Raw genomic sequence first — 543 nt, forward strand, 5'->3', positions numbered from 1 at the left:
ATGATGAACCCTTTTTCATGGCTCCAGATGACAAACATGATCTCATATCAGGGACTTGTTCGCACCTTCCCAAGCAAAGGCTCTCGCTACAACATCAGCTATTTAAGAGGACAGCCATCTGTTTATCTTTTCTTGTCCAGCAATTTCTTCAAACAGGTTGTGAGGCTGGGGCTGCAAGATCAACTGACTCGCAGTCTGATCAACTTCAATATGAAGAATGGATATGCTCCCGAGAGTGGATACTATGAATTCAGCGGCACAACCGAAATACATATAAAACCACGGGACTTCAGCGTATCCATCTTGTCTTCGGAGGGCGTCAGCAATCCTTACAGGGAGGGGCAGGTTGGAAAGACATTCTGAGCTTCTCATACAATATCTCTGATAGCGGCCCCATCAGTGCCGATATGCTGGAAATTTCTATTTCACAGGACAGAGGTTCGCCCTATCGGGGATATTGCACTTTCTCATGTACAGAACCTTAAGCGGCAAGCGAATTAATAACACCGTCTAACGTGTTGTTTTGCTTGGATTTTCTCTGCC

Annotated in this window: 1 pseudogene; it reads left to right on the forward strand. The window is 45.5% G+C overall.

Annotation, left to right across the window (positions count from 1 at the left end):
* Nucleotides 1–363: pseudogene (locus OKC30_RS21365) on the forward strand (hypothetical protein); the annotation flags it as partial.
* Between the last annotated feature and the right edge of the window lie 180 nt (nt 364–543).

It is taken from the genome of Aeromonas sp. QDB18 (assembly GCF_027705325.1).
Taxonomy (GTDB): Bacteria; Pseudomonadota; Gammaproteobacteria; order Enterobacterales; family Aeromonadaceae; genus Aeromonas; species Aeromonas caviae.